This window comes from Microvirga pudoricolor, from assembly GCF_016892705.1.
GTDB lineage: Bacteria > Pseudomonadota > Alphaproteobacteria > Rhizobiales > Beijerinckiaceae > Microvirga > Microvirga pudoricolor.
Genome location: NZ_JAFEMB010000001.1, coordinates 587206 through 604166 on the forward strand (window position 1 = coordinate 587206; position 16961 = coordinate 604166).

The 16961-nt window shown below is 67.3% G+C and carries 13 protein-coding genes; 6 read left to right on the forward strand and 7 right to left on the reverse strand.

Annotated features, from left to right (window positions below):
- The first annotated feature begins 165 nt into the window (after positions 1–165).
- Genes cysD through ILT42_RS02850 form a run of 3 tightly spaced genes read left to right on the forward strand, consistent with a single transcriptional unit; the run spans position 166 to position 4338 of the window.
- Positions 166–1065, forward strand: a complete 900-nt coding sequence (gene cysD / locus ILT42_RS02840) for a sulfate adenylyltransferase subunit CysD (RefSeq protein WP_204213800.1) — start codon at positions 166–168, stop codon at positions 1063–1065.
- Positions 1066–2961, forward strand: a complete 1896-nt coding sequence (gene nodQ / locus ILT42_RS02845; protein ID WP_204213801.1) for a bifunctional sulfate adenylyltransferase/adenylyl-sulfate kinase NodQ — start codon at positions 1066–1068, stop codon at positions 2959–2961. It begins immediately after the preceding gene.
- Between the two features lie 54 nt (positions 2962–3015).
- Complete coding sequence (locus ILT42_RS02850) at positions 3016–4338, forward strand: hypothetical protein (protein ID WP_204213802.1); 1323 nt, start codon at positions 3016–3018, stop codon at positions 4336–4338.
- Here the strand turns inward: ILT42_RS02850 and ILT42_RS02855 are convergent.
- The 5 genes from ILT42_RS02855 to ILT42_RS02875 form a co-directional block, all read right to left on the reverse strand.
- Positions 4335–4796 (reverse strand): ribonuclease H family protein, encoded by a 462-nt coding sequence (locus tag ILT42_RS02855; protein ID WP_204213803.1) that lies wholly within the window; start codon positions 4794–4796, stop codon positions 4335–4337. The genes ILT42_RS02850 and ILT42_RS02855 overlap by 4 nt on opposite strands.
- Positions 4793–5626: an exonuclease domain-containing protein gene (locus tag ILT42_RS02860; RefSeq protein WP_204213804.1), complete on the reverse strand. Its 834-nt coding sequence runs from the start codon at positions 5624–5626 to the stop codon at positions 4793–4795. The genes ILT42_RS02855 and ILT42_RS02860 overlap by 4 nt, the downstream gene beginning before the upstream one ends.
- Before the next feature lie 94 nt (positions 5627–5720).
- Positions 5721–7214: a glycerol kinase GlpK gene (gene glpK, locus ILT42_RS02865; RefSeq protein ID WP_324617689.1), complete on the reverse strand. Its 1494-nt coding sequence runs from the start codon at positions 7212–7214 to the stop codon at positions 5721–5723.
- A gap of 101 nt (positions 7215–7315) precedes the next feature.
- Entirely contained in the window at positions 7316–7642 is a 327-nt protein-coding gene (locus tag ILT42_RS02870; RefSeq protein ID WP_204213806.1) for a YnfA family protein, read from the reverse strand.
- 90 nt (positions 7643–7732) lie between these two features.
- Positions 7733–8155 (reverse strand): MerR family transcriptional regulator, encoded by a 423-nt coding sequence (locus ILT42_RS02875; RefSeq protein ID WP_204213807.1) that lies wholly within the window; start codon positions 8153–8155, stop codon positions 7733–7735.
- 337 nt (positions 8156–8492) lie between these two features.
- On the opposite strand from ILT42_RS02875, the gene ILT42_RS23015 reads away from it, so the two are divergent.
- The 3 genes from ILT42_RS23015 to ILT42_RS02890 all read left to right on the forward strand — a co-directional run bounded on the left by ILT42_RS23015 (position 8493) and on the right by ILT42_RS02890 (position 13514).
- Positions 8493–11606, forward strand: coding sequence for an SEL1-like repeat protein (locus tag ILT42_RS23015; RefSeq protein WP_204213808.1), 3114 nt, complete (start codon positions 8493–8495; stop codon positions 11604–11606).
- Positions 11607–11817: 211 nt separating this feature from the next.
- Complete coding sequence (locus ILT42_RS02885; protein WP_324617690.1) at positions 11818–12747, forward strand: sulfite exporter TauE/SafE family protein; 930 nt, start codon at positions 11818–11820, stop codon at positions 12745–12747.
- Positions 12744–13514, forward strand: coding sequence for a TIGR02186 family protein (locus ILT42_RS02890; RefSeq protein ID WP_204213810.1), 771 nt, complete (start codon positions 12744–12746; stop codon positions 13512–13514). Before ILT42_RS02885 ends, ILT42_RS02890 begins: the two co-directional genes overlap by 4 nt.
- A gap of 9 nt (positions 13515–13523) precedes the next feature.
- Here the strand turns inward: ILT42_RS02890 and pdeM are convergent, their stop codons facing one another.
- Together pdeM and ILT42_RS02900 are read right to left on the reverse strand one after the other, a co-directional pair.
- Positions 13524–14171 carry a ligase-associated DNA damage response endonuclease PdeM gene (gene pdeM, locus ILT42_RS02895; protein ID WP_229428431.1) on the reverse strand — a complete coding sequence of 216 codons (648 nt, stop codon included), beginning with the start codon at positions 14169–14171 and terminating at the stop codon, positions 13524–13526.
- A 50-nt stretch (positions 14172–14221) separates the two neighbouring features.
- A complete protein-coding gene (locus tag ILT42_RS02900; protein ID WP_204213812.1) occupies positions 14222–16873 on the reverse strand; it encodes a ligase-associated DNA damage response DEXH box helicase in 2652 nt (883 codons plus the stop codon).
- Positions 16874–16961: the final 88 nt, after the last annotated feature.

Genomic DNA, 16961 nt, shown 5'->3' on the forward strand with positions numbered 1-16961 from the left:
TTATATTCCTAGAGACGCCGTCGGACCCTTCGTTGCGGTCGGCAGACTTCGACAGGCGCCGGAGAACGCCGCAGTCCCGCGTCCCTCTGGCGGGTTGCTTTCCCCTACCCGTAACATTAGAGGCTTGGGCCATCCATCCCATGGCGGCCCCAGAGCAGATTTTCCATGTCCCTCAGCCATCTTCAGCGCCTCGAGGCTGAATCGATCCATATCTTCCGGGAGGTGGCCGCCACCTGTTCCAATCCGGTGATGCTCTACTCCATCGGCAAGGATTCGTCGGTGATGCTTCATCTGGCCATGAAGGCGTTCTACCCGGCCAAGCCTCCTTTCCCGTTCCTACACGTGGACACGACCTGGAAGTTCAAGGAGATGACCGCCTTCCGGGACCGGATGGCCCGGGACCTCGGGATCGACCTCCTGGTCCACGTCAACCCGGACGGGATCACACAGAATATCGGACCCTTCAGCCACGGCTCGAGCGTCCACACGCACGTGATGAAAACCCTGGGTTTGCGCCAGGCCCTGGAGAAATACGGCTTCGACGCGGCCTTCGGGGGCGCCCGCCGGGACGAGGAGAAGTCCCGCGCCAAGGAGCGCATCTTCTCCTTCCGCAACGACCAGCACGCCTGGGACCCGAAGAACCAGCGCCCGGAGATGTGGAAGACCTACAACACCCACGTCGGCCCCCGCGAGTCGATGCGGATCTTCCCGCTGTCCAACTGGACCGAACTCGATATCTGGCAATACATCATGAAAGAGCAAATCCCGGTGGTGCCGCTGTACTTCGCCGCCAAGCGGCCGGTGGTGGAGCGCGACGGCATGCTGATCATGGTGGATGACGACCGCATGCCGCTGACCGAATCCGACGTGGTCAGGGAGCGGCTCGTCCGCTTCCGCACGCTCGGCTGCTATCCCCTGACGGGCGCCATCGAGTCCGACGCGACATCCCTGGAAGATATCGTGCGCGAAATGCTCACGGCCCGCACGTCGGAGCGGCAGGGCCGGCTCATCGACAAGGATGAGGTCGGCTCCATGGAGAAGAAGAAGCGCGAGGGGTATTTCTAGATGAACCACGCGACTCCCTTCCCTGGCAGCATGACGGAGTACCTGCGGGAGCAGGAATCCAAATCTCTCCTGCGCTTTCTCACCTGCGGGTCCGTGGACGACGGCAAGTCCACGCTAATCGGCCGCCTGCTCTACGACAGCAAGCTGATCTTCGAGGATCACCTGGCGGCTCTCGAGCGCGACAGCGCGAAGCACGGCACCACGGGCGAGGATATCGATTTCGCGCTTCTCGTGGACGGTCTGGAGGCCGAGCGCGAGCAAGGCATCACCATCGACGTCGCCTACCGGTTCTTCACCACCGCCAAGCGCAAGTTCATCGTGGCCGATACGCCCGGCCACGAGGAATACACGCGCAACATGGCAACCGGGGCCTCCACGGCGGATCTCGCCATCGTGCTGGTGGACAGCCGGCAGGGAATCCTGCGCCAGACGCGCCGTCATTCCTACATCGCCTCCCTGCTCGGCATCCGCCACATCGTGCTGGCGGTCAACAAGATCGACCTCGTGGGCTACGACCAGGCGGTGTTCGACCGCATCGTGGCGGACTACACGGCGTTTGCCCGGGATCTCGGCTTCAAGACCGTCCAGCCGATCCCGATCTCGGCGCGCTACGGCGACAACGTCACCGAGGCATCGTCCCATACAGGGTGGTATGCGGGCCCGACCCTGATGCATCACCTCGAAACCGTTCAGGTCGAGAACGATGCCCGTGACAAGCCCTTCCGCTTCCCGGTCCAGTACGTGAGCCGCCCCAATCTCGATTTCCGCGGCTTCGCTGGGCAGGTCGCGTCCGGACAGGTCGCGGTGGGCGACCCGGTGAGCGTGGCCAAGTCCGGCCATCGATCCCGGATCAAGGAGATCGTCACCCAGGACGGCTCCCTCGACCGCGCGGTGGAGGGCCAGGCCGTCACGCTGGTCCTGGAAGACCAGGTCGAGGTCTCCCGCGGCAACATGCTGGCGGCGCCGGAGGCCCGGCCCCATGTCGCCGATCAGTTCCAGGCGCACCTGATCTGGTTCTCGCCGACACCGATGATCCCAGGCCGCAGCTATATCCTGCGCACGGAAGCCGACAGCGTCGGCGCCACGGTCACGGCCCTCAAGCACCAGGTGGATGTGAACACCTTCGCGCACGAAGCCGCGAAATCCCTGCAGATGAACGAGATCGGCGTGTGCAATATCGGCACGCAGTCGCCCATCGCCTTCGACGCCTACCGGGACAACCGGGTCACCGGAGGCTTCATCCTGATCGACCGCTTCACCAACGCGACGGTTGGCGCCGGCATGATCGACTTCCCGCTCCGGCGCGCGCAGAACATCCACTGGCAGGCCATTGAGGTCGACAAGCAGGCCCGAGCGGCGATCAAGCACCAGAAGCCGTCCGTCCTCTGGTTCACCGGACTCTCGGGCTCGGGCAAGTCCACCATCGCCAACGCGGTGGAAAAGCTGCTGCACGCCAAAGGCCGCCACACCTACATCCTCGACGGCGACAACGTCCGCCACGGTCTCAACCGGGATTTGGGCTTCACGGAAGCGGACCGGGTCGAGAACATTCGCCGCGTCGCCGAGGTGGCGAAGCTGATGGCGGATGCGGGCCTCATCGTCATCGTGTCGTTCATCTCGCCGTTCCGGTCCGAGCGCCAGCTTGCCCGCGACATGATGCCGGACGGCGAGTTCATCGAGATCTTCGTCGACACGCCCCTGGAGGAATGCGCCCGGCGCGACCCGAAGGGTCTCTACCGCAAGGCGATGGCGGGCGAGATCAAGAATTTCACGGGGATCGACTCGCCCTACGAGCCGCCGCAGCAGCCGGAGATCCACCTGCATACGATCGGCCGGGAGCCCGTGATGCTGGCCGTGCAGGTCGAAGAGTTCCTGGAGTCGCGCGGGATCCGGTGAGACCGCGCGACCCTGTCGCAAACGCAGACGTCTCTAGCTTGGACAAGACCACCCATGGACATCGTTCTTCACATCGGGACCGAGAAGACCGGCACGACGACGATCCAGGAGCTCCTGCACAAGAATCGCGATGCGCTGATCCGGAACGGGTATTACTTCCTGAGCTCGCCCGGCATCCACAACAACAGGGACCTAGCGGCCTACTGCCTGCGCCAGGACCGGTTCGACGATCACTTCCGCGCCCAGCTCATCGACACGCCCGAGAAGCGCGAGGTCTTCCAGCGCGACTTCCTGCGGCGCTTCGACGACGAACTGGCGGCGATCCCGCCGCACGTCCATACCGTTCTGGCAACGAGCGAGCACTTTCATTCGCGCGTCATCCACGACGATGAGATCGAGACCCTGAAGCGGCTCCTGGCGGAACGGTTCGAGAGGGTCAGGGTTCTCACCTACCTGCGCAAGCAGATCGATGCGGCGTTGTCCGCCTATACGACGTTTCTGATCAGCGGCGGTCACGGAACCCTGCACGATTTCGTCAGCGACATGTGCCGGCCCGACAACCCGTATTTCGATTATCTCGCCTATCTCGCACGGTGGGAGAAGGCCTTCGGCCGGGAGAACCTCACGGTCCGGATCTTCGAGCCGGGGGAGTTCCTCAACGGGGACCTGGTCGACGACTTCTTCGACCAGGTCGATCCGGAACTGGGACGCAAGATCGACCGACGCATCGAATCCAAGAACGAGTCCGTCAATCAATTCGGCCAGACGCTGCTCAACATCATCAACCGGTATGTCCCCCGCCTCGTCCCGGGCATCGGGCTCAACCGGCGCAATATCGATCTGTCCGACATCGTCCTCGACGGAACGAAGGGGCGAAGCGTCGGCCTGGACGAGGTGACCTATGACGGGATCCAATCCCGCTTCGAGGCGGTCAACGAGGCTGTCAGACGCGGCTATTTCCCTCACCGGTCGTCACTTTTCAGCCCAGGTCAGGGAAAGGCCGGCCCGGTTCTGATCTCGCCGGACAACGCGCTCATCCTCGACAGGCTCGTCGAACGCCTCACCCGCGAGAGCCGGGACAGCGCCGGAGCATCCCCCGTCCCGCCCGTCTATGCCGACCAGATCGCAAGCCTCACCCAGCTTCTGAGCGAGACGGAGGCCAACCGGGGTCTCGTGCACAGCCAGCTCGTCGCGATGACGAACGAATGCATTGCCGTGACGGCCAACCGCGACACCGTCTACGAGCAGCTGGTGGCCGCGAATGATCGCCTGGCCCGACAGGACGCGGATCTGCGTCTTCTGCGTCGCAATCCGATGAACCGGATCATGCTGAAATTGCGCGATGCTTTCAGGAAGAGCGCGAAAACGCAGGCCTAATCACCTTTTGGGCGTTCGTCCCTCGCGCGCGAAGCCTCGCCAAAAGCCAGCGCATGCGCGCGTTCGTTCAACGGATCGCCCGCATGGCCGCGGACCCAGTGCCATGTCACGGCGCGATCTTCGATCAGGTCCGACAGGCGCTGCCAGAGGTCCCGGTTCGCCACCTTGCCGCCCTTGACGATGCGCCAGCGTCGGGAGCGCCACCAGGGCAGGCGCTCGGTGGCGCCCGTGATGACGTAGCGGCTGTCCGTGTGGATGGCGGCGGGCAGGCCGGGCACGAGCGCCTCCAGGGCCGCGATCACGCCCATGAGCTCCATGGCCGTGCTCGTGGCGGCGGAACACCGCCCCGTCACGATGCGCTCCTCCTCACCGGTCCGGATGATGGCCGCGAAACCTCCCGGCGTGCCGCCGCCGCTGCCGATGCAGGCGCCGTCCGTGTAGATAACGGCTTGCATCATGCGCGGAGCATCTGCCAGAACTCGTCCTCGCTCACGATGGAGACCGGATGTCCGCCCGCGCGCAGCCGCTCGGCCTCGCGCTCCTTCGCGCTCTTGCCGGTCACCGTGCCCTCGCGTCCGATGCAAAGCAGGCTGGTGGTGGGCGTCATGGCGGATTCGATGCTGAACCCCCGTTCGGCCGCCAACCGCGCGGCCTCGGCCCGCTTGATGCGCATGCGTCCCGTGAACACGACGGATTGCCCCGAGAAGTCCGCGCCGGAGACCCCCTGCAGCACGATCGAGGCCCGCGCCGAAGCGCGCCCTGCGATCTCCGCATGCCATTGCGACGCGGTCTTGCCGCTCTCGTCCAGGGCGCGGCGGAAGATGTGGGCCGTCGCGATGGCGTCCTCCAGGGCGTCGTGGTGCCGGAACGCGATGCCGAAATGGTTTGCCAGGTTGCCCAAGGAGTAGCCGCGTTTGGCGAACTGGCTCCAGGTCCGGCGCACCACCGTGGTGTTATCGAGCCAGTTCGCCTCCGTGATCGGGAGCCCGTAACGGGCGCAGGCCCGGTGGATCGCCGTCCGGTCGAAGGATCCTTGAGTCACCACGATCCGTCCTTCGACCAACCCGGCGAGTTCGCGCCAAACCTCCGGAAAGGCGGGCTGGCCCGCCACCTGATGGGGCTGGATGCCGTGAACCTTGATGTTCCAGGGATCGAAGTAATCCTCCGGGTCCACCAGGCGCGACACCGTGCCGGCGATCTCGCCCCCCTCCACATGCACGATCCCGATCTGGCAGATGGAAGCGCAGTCGGAATTGGCGGTCTCGAGGTCGAGGACGAGATAGTTCATGGGAGCTCTGCGGCGGGGCACGGACGGGAGCCGGACCCTAGCGGCTTCGGCCCCCTTGCGCGAGGGATCGATTGCCGCGCCGGAGAGGCCGAACCTAGGAGCCGTTCCAGATCGTGCGCTCGACGGCCAGTTTCCAGCCCGCGACGGACTTGCGGCGCGCCTCCGGCTCCATCCGGGGCTCGAAGCGGCGATCGAGGCGCCAGGAGCCCGCGAAACCGTCCTGGTCCGGCCACACCCCTTGCCCGCAGCCGGCCAGCCAAGCGGCCCCGAGAGCGGTGGTCTCCAGCACCACCGGCCTGTCCACGGGAGAGTCGAGGATGTCGGCGAGGCGCTGCATGGTCCAATCGCTCGCTACCATGCCGCCGTCGACGCGCAGCACGGTGTCGGCACTCGCGGCCCAGTCCTGGCGCATGGCTTCCAGGAGATCGCGGGTCTGGAAGCAGACGGATTCCAGCGCCGCGCGGGCGATCTCATGCGGGCCCGTGTTGCGGGTCAGCCCATAGAGCGCCCCCCGCGCCTCCGCGTGCCACCAGGGCGCGCCGAGACCCGTGAAGGCCGGAACCAGATAGACCTCCTGCTGCGGGTCGGCCTTCTCGGCGAAGGCACCGGATTGCTCCGCGCGCTGGAGGATGCCCAGACCGTCTCGCAACCATTGCACCGCCGCGCCCGCGATGAAGATCGAACCCTCCAGCGCGTAGGTGGTCCGGCCGTTGATCCGGTAGGCGATGGTCGTCAGGAGTCGGTTTTGCGACGGTACCCGGTCGTGCCCCGTATTGAGAAGGGCGAAGCAGCCGGTGCCATAGGTGGATTTCATCATGCCGGGCCGGAAGCAGGCCTGCCCCACCGTAGCGGCCTGCTGGTCCCCCGCCACGCCTCGGATCGGGATGGCGACCCCGAACAGGGCAGGATCCGTGGCGCCGAAATCGTCGATGCACTCCAGGATCTCCGGCAGCATCGCCCGGGGTACGCGCAGGAGCCGCAGGAGTTCGTCGTCCCACTGGCCGGTGTCAATGTTGCACAGCATCGTGCGCGACGCGTTGGTGGCGTCGGTTACGTGGCGCTTGCCGCCGGTCAGGTGCCAGAGCAGCCAGGAATCCACCGTCCCGAAGGCGAGATCCCCGTTCTCGGCCCGTGCCCGCGCGCCCTCCACATGATCGAGGATCCAGGCCACCTTGGTGGCGGAGAAATAGGAATCGGCGATGAGGCCTGTGCGCTCGGTAATGAACGGCTCGGACCCGTCCGCCTTCAGGGCGGCGCAGATGTCGGCCGTGCGCCGGTCCTGCCACACGATGGCGTTGTGGATCGCCTTCCCGGTCTTCCGATCCCAGACGACCGCCGTCTCGCGCTGGTTGGTGATGCCGATGGCGGCGATGTCCGAGGCCGACAGGGAGGCGTCGGCCAGGGCCATGCGCATGGTCTCGACCACCGTCCGCCAGAGATCCTCCGGGTCGTGCTCGACCCAGCCCGGCCTTGGGAAGTGCTGCGGAAACTCGCGCTGGCCGATGCCGCGGATCTTGTACGCGCCGTCGAAGACGATGGCCCGTGAGGATGTGGTGCCCTGGTCGAGCGCCAGCACGAAGTCAGCCACGCGGTCCCCCTGTCCCTGATGTCGTTTCCCGTATCGGAGGCCAGACATAGCCCAACCGGGAGGGGCGAGAAAAGGCCCGGTCGCGCCCCATGAGCGGCCGGCTACGCGGCGCGGGGGCCCAACAGGATGAGCCCGGCGCCGATCAGGCAGACGGCTCCGCCCGCGAGATCCCACCGGTCCGGGCGAACGCCCTCCACCGACCAGAGCCAGGCCAGCGAGGCCGCGATATAGACGCCCCCATAGGCCGCGAAGGCCCGTCCGGCCGCGGCACTGTCGATAAGGGTCAGGAGCCCGGCGAACAGGGCCAGCATCGCGACCCCCGGCAGAAGCCAAAAGGCCGGCGCTCCCTGCCGCAGCACCGACCACACCGCGAAGCAACCCGCGATCTCGGCCAAGGCCGCGCCGGCATAGATCAGAAAAACCGTCATGATCCGGCGGTGCCCAAAACAGGAAGGGACGTCAAGGGCGACGTCCCTGTCGTGTTACGGTGGCGGGCGCGGCCGGTGACCGCGCAGCTTTCAGGCCGCGACGGCCATGCCGGACAGGCGCGACCGGAGCTCGGCCAGGGCCTGCTCGATCTCCACCTTCTGGGCTTCCAGATGCTCGATCTGGTCCTCGATCTGCTCGAGGGACAGGTTGAGGTTCAGCATCGAGCCGTCCGGGCGACGCTCCTCGGCCAGCATGGCGCGGATTTCCGTGAGGGTGAAGCCGAGCTGCTTGCCCTTGAGGATAACCGACAGGCGGTCCCGGTCGCGAGCGTCGTAGATGCGCGACAGCCCGTCCCGGCGGGGGGACAGGAGACCTCGGTCCTCGTAGAAGCGCAAGGTGCGCAGCGTGACGCCGAACTCCCGCGCGAGGTCGCCGATCGTAAAGGATGGTGCCGCCTCGGCGGTCCGGCTTAAGGCTGTCACTAATGGCTGTTCATATGAAATCGTGCTCATGTCGCCCCTGTTATCGTTAAGACAGCAAGCCTCCTGAAAACCTGGAAGCTCGCAGTAATGATATTATAGAACATTTTATTTACTAAACCAAGTGAGTTTAAAAACCCGGGCTCGCTCAGAGGTAGCGACGAGTTTGCTTTGGGGAATCGGAAGCGGCGCCCTCCAAACGAAGGGGACACCGAGCCTTAAGCTTCAGTCTTAACTTGGTTTTTACCACGTCCGCGAAAAGTTCTGATCGTCGGAGCCGAATCGTCCGCGCGTGATTCGCGCGGCGAGCCGGAGCCGAGCGGCGTTCCCGGAACGGCCGCGATCGAGTTTCAAGTATTCGCGGACGGACATGAGACGGCACGTTCTCACCACCCCTGACGGTCTGGACATTCGCGAACTGGCCGAGGCGGCTGCCCGCCGGGCGGGCCTGACCCTCGATCAGTGGATCGCCGCGCTGCAGGCCGACCGCCCGGCGACGGGACGCCTGCGTCCGACGCCGGACGACGAGCTGGACGCCATCCTGGCCCGCCTGGGGAAGACGGGCCGTCCCCTCGGCGGACCCGACGACACACCTGCGGGGGCAGCCCTGGACTCCGTGGCGGGCTGGATCGCGCAGGCCGAGGAACGGATCGATCGGGTCTCCCGCCAGACCGCCGACCACCAGAGCAAGCTGGCCGCATCGTTGTCGGACGCGCTGATCGCCTTGAGGAACAGGCTGGACGGCGTCGAACGCAGAACCGAGACGGAGCGGGCACCGCCTCCCGCGCCTCAGATCGTCTTTCCCGTTCGGGAGGCCGCTGAGGCGCTCGCTCCTCTGTCGGATACCCTGGCGGGCCTGCGCGCCGACATGGCCCGGCTCACGGACCGCCTGGAGCAACCGCTTCAAGTGGGATCGCCCCCCGGCCTGGACGGTATCCGGAGCGAGATCGAGCGCCTGCAGGGCACAGTCGACGCCTTGGCGACACGGGACGAGATCACAGGTCTCGAGGAGCAGGTGCGCAGCCTGGCCGCAACCATCGCCGCGGACCGCGGTCCCGCGGACATGGCGCTGATGGCCGCGTCGGTGTCGGATCTGCAGACGCGGCTGGATCGGACGCTCGCGTCCCATGCCGACGCTGTCCACCAGAAGGTTTCGAGCCAGATCGAGCGGCTACGGGACAGGATCAACCGCGCAGCCGAAACCGGAATCGACCGCACCGTCATCGATTTCCTGAGCAGCCAGATCGTCGACCTCCGTCAGGACCTCGCCCACAGGGCCGAGCCGGCGCAGATCGCGGGGCTGTCGGGCGACATCGCGGCGCTGACCCGCCAGTTCGCCGACCTGCGCCAGAATCAGGTCGGGCGCGGCGACTTCGCGGCGCTCAAAGGTTCCCTTGAGGACATCTGCGGAGTCCTGACCCGCACGGTCGAGCAGCAGGCCGCGACCGACGTGTCGGACCGGCTGCAGGATCTCGGGGAGAAGATCGACCGTCTCGCCAATCGCCCCGACCCACCCCCCCCCAGCCTCGAACCCATGGCGCGCCAGCTCGCGCTCCTGACCGAGCGCATGGGCGCCCTGAACGACGGCCGGAAAGCGGAGGCCCAAACCCTGACCGCCATGATGGAGCGCCTGTCGGGCGACGTCCGGTCGGTGGCCGAGAAACCCGACCCGTCTCCGGAGCCCCTGCTCCGGCGCTTCGACCGGATCGAGGAGGAACTGCGCCAGGTCTGGCAGCAGGCCGATACCTCGGCGATGGAGCTCATGCTGCGCACCCTCGCGGAAAAGCTGGAGCAGCGCCCCCTTCCCGACCTGGGACCAATGGAGAGCCGGATCGCCGACCTCGCGGACAGGCTCTTGACCCTTCCGCCTCATTCCGCCTCCCAGGCGAACGCCGATGAAGCCATCCCCCTGAAGGGGCTCCAGGACGAGGCGTCCCGCATCGCCGAGAGCGCGGCGCGGACGGCCTTGCAGGAAGTCCGAGCCCAGATCCAAGCTCCGGCGGCCCCGGAGGCGGATCTCGACGCGTTCAAGCAAGGCTTGGTCGAGCTCAAGGCGCTTCATATCCGATCCGACAAGAAGACCCACCAGACCCTCCAGGCCGTTCACGACGCCCTGGCGACCTTGATCGACCGCTTCGCGGCGCATCCCAAGACGTCCCCTGCGATGGCGGTCGAGGGTGAGGCTCCAGCCTCCGCCGCCCTGCCCGTCGACAGGCTGGAAGCAGCCGTCCGCAAGCTTCATGCGGCGGCGATCTCGCAGGCCGCGACAGTCTCTACGCCGGCTCCGGACGGTCCTGTCCTGGACGGTCCGATGGGCGACCGCAGGGCCGGCCCGCCGCCCGCGCCCCAGTCGGAGGCGCCCCGTAACGTGGCCGCGGCCTTCGCGTCGGGCGCCGGCGACACCGGCGGCTTGCGGGCGAGCTTCATCGCGGCCGCCCGGCGCGCCACGCAGACCATCGTGGCGGCGCAGGATGCGGGCGCCGACAGGGCTTCCGACCTGGAAGCCCTGGATGCCGGAGCCGAGCCGAACCCCGAACCCCACAGCAACCTGATCGAGCGCCTGAAGAAGACCCTCGACGGCCACAAGCGCCCGCTCCTCTTCGGCTTGGCCACCCTCCTGCTGGCCTCGGGAACCGCTCAGGTGTTCGTGAGCGCGTCCACGGCGGGAGCTGTCGATGCCATCCCGGTTGCGCGAGCTGCCGCGCCCGTACCGGCCGCGCTCACGGCGGAGCGCGCGCCCCTCGTCCAACCCGTGGGCTTTGGGGCTGGCGTGCCGGTTCAGGCGGCTCCGCAATTCAGGCTCGATCCTTCCAGTCTCGGGACGCTGCCGCAGGGGCTTCCCGAAGCCTTGAGCGCGGCGGCTTTGGGCGGGGACGCCTCCGCCGTTCATGAGATCGCCTCCCGGGCGGCCGACGGCCGGGGCCTGGAGAAGGATCCCACTCTGGCGGCCCGTCTGATGGAACGTGCCGCGAGGGCTGGTCTCGCCCCCGCGCAGGAGCGGCTCGCCATGTTCTACGAGAAGGGGTTCGGCCTGGCGCGGGACACCAAGATGGCCCTCACCTGGTACGAACGCGCCGCGACCGGCGGCAACACCCGCGCCATGCACAATCTCGCGACCCTCCTGGCCGCCGGCGCCGGCGGAAAACCCGACTACGCCGCCGCCCTGCGCTGGTACCTCGAGGCCGCCGAGGCAGGCGTGCGGGACAGCCAGTTCAACATCGGCGTGTTGTTCGCCCGCGCGGTCGGCACCCGTCCGGACTTGACCCAATCCTACAAGTGGTTTGCGCTCGCGGCGGCTCAGGGCGACCTGGAGGCTGGCCGGAAGCGGGACGAGATGGCGGCCCGGCTCAACCCGTCCGACCTGGCTTCGGTCCGCGTCGCGGTCGAGCGCTGGCGCCCCCGCGCGGTCGACATCTCGGCCAACGAGGTGGCGATTCCGGCCGAGAGCGCGAGCCTTGGGGTGCCGGCCCACAACCGAATTTGAGACCGGAACGGATTTTGTCAGCTTCCGTTCACACCAGGAGCGCTAAGAGCGCCTGAAGGCGCCGGGACATCCACCCTGGCCATCCGTCGGAGCCGTTCCCTCATCCGCAGGCGAGCGTCTCCCGTACACCAGTCATGCGTCGTGACGGCGAACCTTCCGGGCCGCCGGCCGGCGCTCTCGAACCGGCTGCACCGGCCACAGGGGAACCGGGGTGCAAATTTATCTGCCGATTGCCGAGATGCCCGTGAGCGTCCTCTTGATTCTCGCGATGGGGGCAGCGGTGGGGTTCATTTCCGGCCTGTTCGGGATCGGCGGCGGGTTCCTGATGACCCCTCTGCTGATCTTCCTCGGCATTCCTCCGGCGGTGGCGGTGGCCACGCAATCGGCCCAGATCGTCGCCTCGTCCACGACGAGCGCACTGGGGGCGCTCCGGCGCAGGGCGCTCGACCTGAAGCTCGGATCCATGCTGATCGCCGGCGGCCTCATCGGGTCCGGACTCGGCGTCTGGTTTTTCGCGGCCGCCCGGCGGGCGGGCCAGCTCGACCTCGTGATCGTCGTCTCGTATGTGACCCTCTTCACCGTGGTAGGCAGCCTGATGATGCGCGAGAGCATCCGGGAATTCTGGGTGAAGCGCAGGGGCGGCGCGGCGCGCCCGCGCCGGCGGGGCGGCGACCACGCGCCTTATCTCGGCTGGCCGCTGCGGATGCGCTTCCCGCGCTCCAAGCTCTATGCCAGCGTGATCCCGATCCTCGGCTTTGCCCTGTTCGTCGGCTTCGCGGGCGCGCTTCTGGGGATCGGCGGCGGCTTCATCATGGTGCCGGCCCTGCTCTACATCTTCCGCGTGCCCACCGGCGTGGTGGTGGGAACCTCCCAGTTCCAGATCGTGTGCACCACCCTCATCACCCTCGTCCTGCACGCGGTGGCGAACCAGGCGGTGGACATCGTCCTGGCGATCCTTCTCATCGTGGGCGGGGTGTTCGGCGCACAGTTCGGAGCCCGAGCCGGCCGCAACCTGCGCGCCGAGGTGTTCCGCTTCCTCCTGGCGATCCTGCTCCTGGCGGTGGGCCTGCGCTTCGCCCTTGAACTCATGATCCGCCCCAACGAGCCGTTCTCCATCACCACGGAGGAGGTGCGCGCATGATGCGGATCGCGGCGCGGCTCTGGATCTGCCTGCTGGCGCTCGCACCCGTGCCGGTCCTCGGGGAGAGCCTCGTCACGTCCCTGTCGAGCAGCCGGGTTCTCATCAATTCCAACTACACCGGCACGTCGATCGCCGTGTTCGGCGCCATCGAGCGCGACGCCCAGACCATTTCCCGCGCCACGCCCTACAACGTGGTCATCACGGTGCGGGGGCCTCGCCAGTATATCGTGGTGCGGGAAAAGGAACGCCTGGGCCCGCTCTGGCTCAACCGCGAGCAGCAGAAGTTTCCCGGCGCCCCGTCATACCTTGCGGTGCTCACCTCGGAGCCCGTGCGTGAGATCACCAGCGAACAGTTGCGCATGCGCCAGAAGATCGGCCTCCAGGCCATCATCCATGCGGCGGACTTCACCAACGACCGCAGCGGCGCCGACCGCCCCTTCCGCGATGCCCTCTTCCGCCTGAAATCGCGCGAGGGCCTCTACCGGGAGGACGAGCGCGGCGTCGCCTTCCTGACACCCAACATCTTCCGGGCCAGCATTCCGCTCCCCGCCACCGCGCCGCCCGGCGACTACGACGTGGAGGTGACGCTCCTGGCCGACACCGTGATCCTGGCCCGGACGCTCACCCATTTCGAGATGGTGAAGACGGGCTTCGAGCAGCAGGTGGGCGTCGCCGCCCGGGATTGGTCCTGGCTCTACGGCGCCATGACGGCCCTGCTCGCCCTGTTCTTCGGCTGGACTGCCAGCATGATTTTCCGGCGGGACTGACCGGGCCGGTCAATCCCGGCACAGCATCGCGCGGGCGATCGCGAAGATGCGTTCTGTGCCGATCAGATAGGCCGTGAAACCCTTCGGAAAGAGCGGCTTGTAGACCGCGTCGCAGGCATTGAGCCCGCCCGTATAGGCGCCGATGGCCGGCATGATGCAGCGGGCGCCGTCGCTCAAGAAACAGCGTCGGCGGGTCGCTCGCCCGCGCATCACCACCTTGCCCACCGGATGGAGATGACCCGCGACCTCGCCGGTCGCGCCCTCCTTGGGTTCATGGCGGAGGATCAGATCGCGGATCTCCATGTCCTCCACCACCGTGCCGCCGATATGGTCCGGCAGGGAGCGGTCGTGGTTGCCCGTGACCCAGACCCAGTCGCGCCCGGACTGAACGGCGCCGAGCGTCTCCCGCTCCTCGCCGCCCAACCGATCCGGGCCGCCGACATCGTGAAAACTGTCGCCCAAAGCGACCACCCGGCGCGGGCCGAGGCGGAAGATCACCTCGCTCAAGGCCGCCAGGGTTTCGCGGGTGTCATAGGGCGGCAGCAGCATGCCGCGCCTCGCATAAGACGAGCCCTTCTCGAAATGGAGGTCGGCGACGAGCAGCGTGTCCTCGTCGGGCAGGTACATCGCCCCCGAGAGGTCGAGGATCGCCGCCATGCCGCCGAGGCCGATCTCGGTCGTTGTCTGTTTGTTCTTGAGCAAAGCCGTCACGCCAGAGCCTCGTCGAGAAGCGTCGCTTCCGCCTCGGCCAGAATCTCGTCCGCATCGTCGCTGTAGACGCGCTCGCGGCCGATCTCCAGCATCACGGAGACACTTAAGGGAGATACCCGGTCGAGCGCCTTGTGGATGATTCGCCCCCGGATGCGCGAGAGCATCATGCCGAGGCGCTTCACGTCGAGGAGTCCAGATGCCGCATCCGCCCGCGCGGCTCTCAGCAGAACGTGGTCCGGCTCGTGCTTGCGCAGCACGTCGTAGACGAGGTCCGTCGAAACCGTGACCTGGCGGCCGGTCTTCTCCTGGCCCGGAAAGCGCCGCTCGATCAGCCCCGCGATCACGGCGCAATGCCGGAAAGTGCGCTTCATGAGGGCGGATTCGGCGAGCCAATCCTCCAGGTCGTCGCCCAACATGTCCTCGGAGAACAGCTCCTCCATGAAGCCGGGCTCCCGCCCGGCCCGCGCCGAGATGTCGCCGTTGGCATAGACGGCGAGGCCGTAATCGTTCGCCACGAAGCCCAGAGGCTTGAGCCCCGCCCGCTCCAGACGCCGGGTGAGCAGCATGCCCAGCGTCTGGTGCGCGAGCCGGCCCTCGAAGGGAAAGCACGTCATGTAGGAGCGCCCTCCGCGCGGGAAGGTCTCGACCAGGAGGTCGCGCGGTCCGGGGATCACGGAGCGGCGGCGCTGCTGGAGCAGCCATTCGTTGAGCTCGCGCGGCAGCCGGTCCCATTCGAACGGATCGGCCAGGATCGCCCGCACCCGGGCGGCCAGGAAGGTCGAGAGCGGGAACTTGCCGCCGTCATAGGCCGGGATCTTTGGGTCCGTGCCCGACGCCGCCTTGGTGACCAGGGCCTCGTCCTCGCTCATGCCCTCGAAGCGCAGAACCTGTCCGGCGAACAGGAACGTGTCGCCCGGCGTCAGGGTCTCGGCGAAGTACTCCTCGATCTCGCCCAGCACCGGACCGCGCGGCAGGATCGTGCCGGGCCGCGCGCGGCGGGAGCGGCCGAGCCGCACTTTGACCGTCGTGGAATCCATGATGGTGCCCACGTTGAGCCGGTACTGCTGGGCGATGCGCGCATCCCTGACCCGCCAGAGGCCGTCGGGCCCCTTCACGATCTTGGCGAAGCGCTCATAGGCCCGCAGCGCGTAGCCCCCGGTCGCCACGAAGGCCACGCAGGCCTCGTACTCCTCCCAGGTCAGGTTGGCGTAAGGCGCCGCCGAGACGATCTCGTCATAGAGGTCCTCCAGCCGGAAAGCATCCGCGCAGGCCATGCCGAGGATGTGCTGGCACAACACGTCGAGCGCGCCGACGCGGGCATCGGGCGTATCCTGGGCGGCTTCATGGACGGCATCGAGGGCCGCCCGGCATTCCAGGATCTCGAAGCTGTTGGCGGGAACCAGATAGGCCTTCGAGGGCTCGTCCATGCGGTGGTTGGAGCGCCCGATGCGCTGCATGATGCGCGACGCCCCCTTGGGCGCCCCCACATTCACCACGAGGTCGACGTCGCCCCAATCGATGCCGAGGTCGAGGGTGGCGGTGCACACCACCCCGCGCAGCTTGCCCGCAGCCATCGCCTCCTCGACCCGGCGGCGCTGCGACACGTCCAGCGACCCGTGATGGAGGGCAATGGGAAGCCCGTCGTCGTTGAGGTCCCACAGCTCCTTGAAGGTGTACTCGGCCTGAAGGCGGGTGTTGACGAAGACCAGCGTGGTCTTGTGCTCCCGAATGAGGTCGTAGATCGCCGGCATGGACCGATAGGCCGTATGGCCGGCGAGCGGCAGGCGCTGGCGGATATCGAGCATCTCGATGTCGGGCTGCGCCCCGCCCTTCACGACGACGAGATCGGCGAGAGGGTGGGTGCCTACCACCTCCCCCTTGAGGGGGGAGGTCGCGCCGGAGGCGCGGGAGGGGGTGGGAAGCGCGACCTCACCAGGCTCAGCGGTTCCACCCCACCCCGGATCGCTGATGCGATCCGACCCTCCCCCTCCAGGGGAGGGTAGACGCTGCGGCACCAGGTACCGCCTGAGATCGTCCGGCTCGCGCACGGTGGCGGACAGCCCCACCGTCGTCATGTTCGGCGCGAGTTTATGGAGCCGTGCGAGGTCGAGGGACAGGAGGTCTCCCCGCTTGGACGTCACCAGGGAGTGCAGTTCGTCCAGCACCACCCGCCGGAGATCCTTGAAGAACTCCCCGGCCTCCCGGTGCGCGACCAGGAGGGCCAGTTGCTCCGGGGTGGTGAGCAGGATATCGGGCGGACGCTCGATCTGGCGGGCGCGCTTGTGGGAGGGCGTGTCGCCCGTGCGGGTCTCGACCCGGAGCGGAAGGTTCATTTCCTGAACGGGCGTCTCCAGGTTCCGGGCGATGTCGGTCGCGAGCGCCTTCAGGGGCGAGATGTACAGGGTATGGAGAGAACCGCCCTTCAGCCTCGCCTTGGGAGCTTTCGCGTTCCGCTCGGCCAGCTCTACCAGGCTGGGCAGGAACCCCGCCAGCGTCTTACCGGCGCCGGTGGGCGCCACCAGCAGCACGGATCGCCCGGCCTGCGCCTTGGCCAGAAGCTGGAGCTGATGCTCGCGGGGCTTCCAGCCTCGGCTCTTGAACCAGTCTCGGAAGGGTTTAGGCAGGAGGGACGCGGACGCTTTCGGCATACGGATTTAGATAGGCAGCGGCGTCCCGATCGCCATGGCAGGTCCGACGGGCGCTTTGATCGATGTGGGCAAGCGCGGCTCCGGCCTT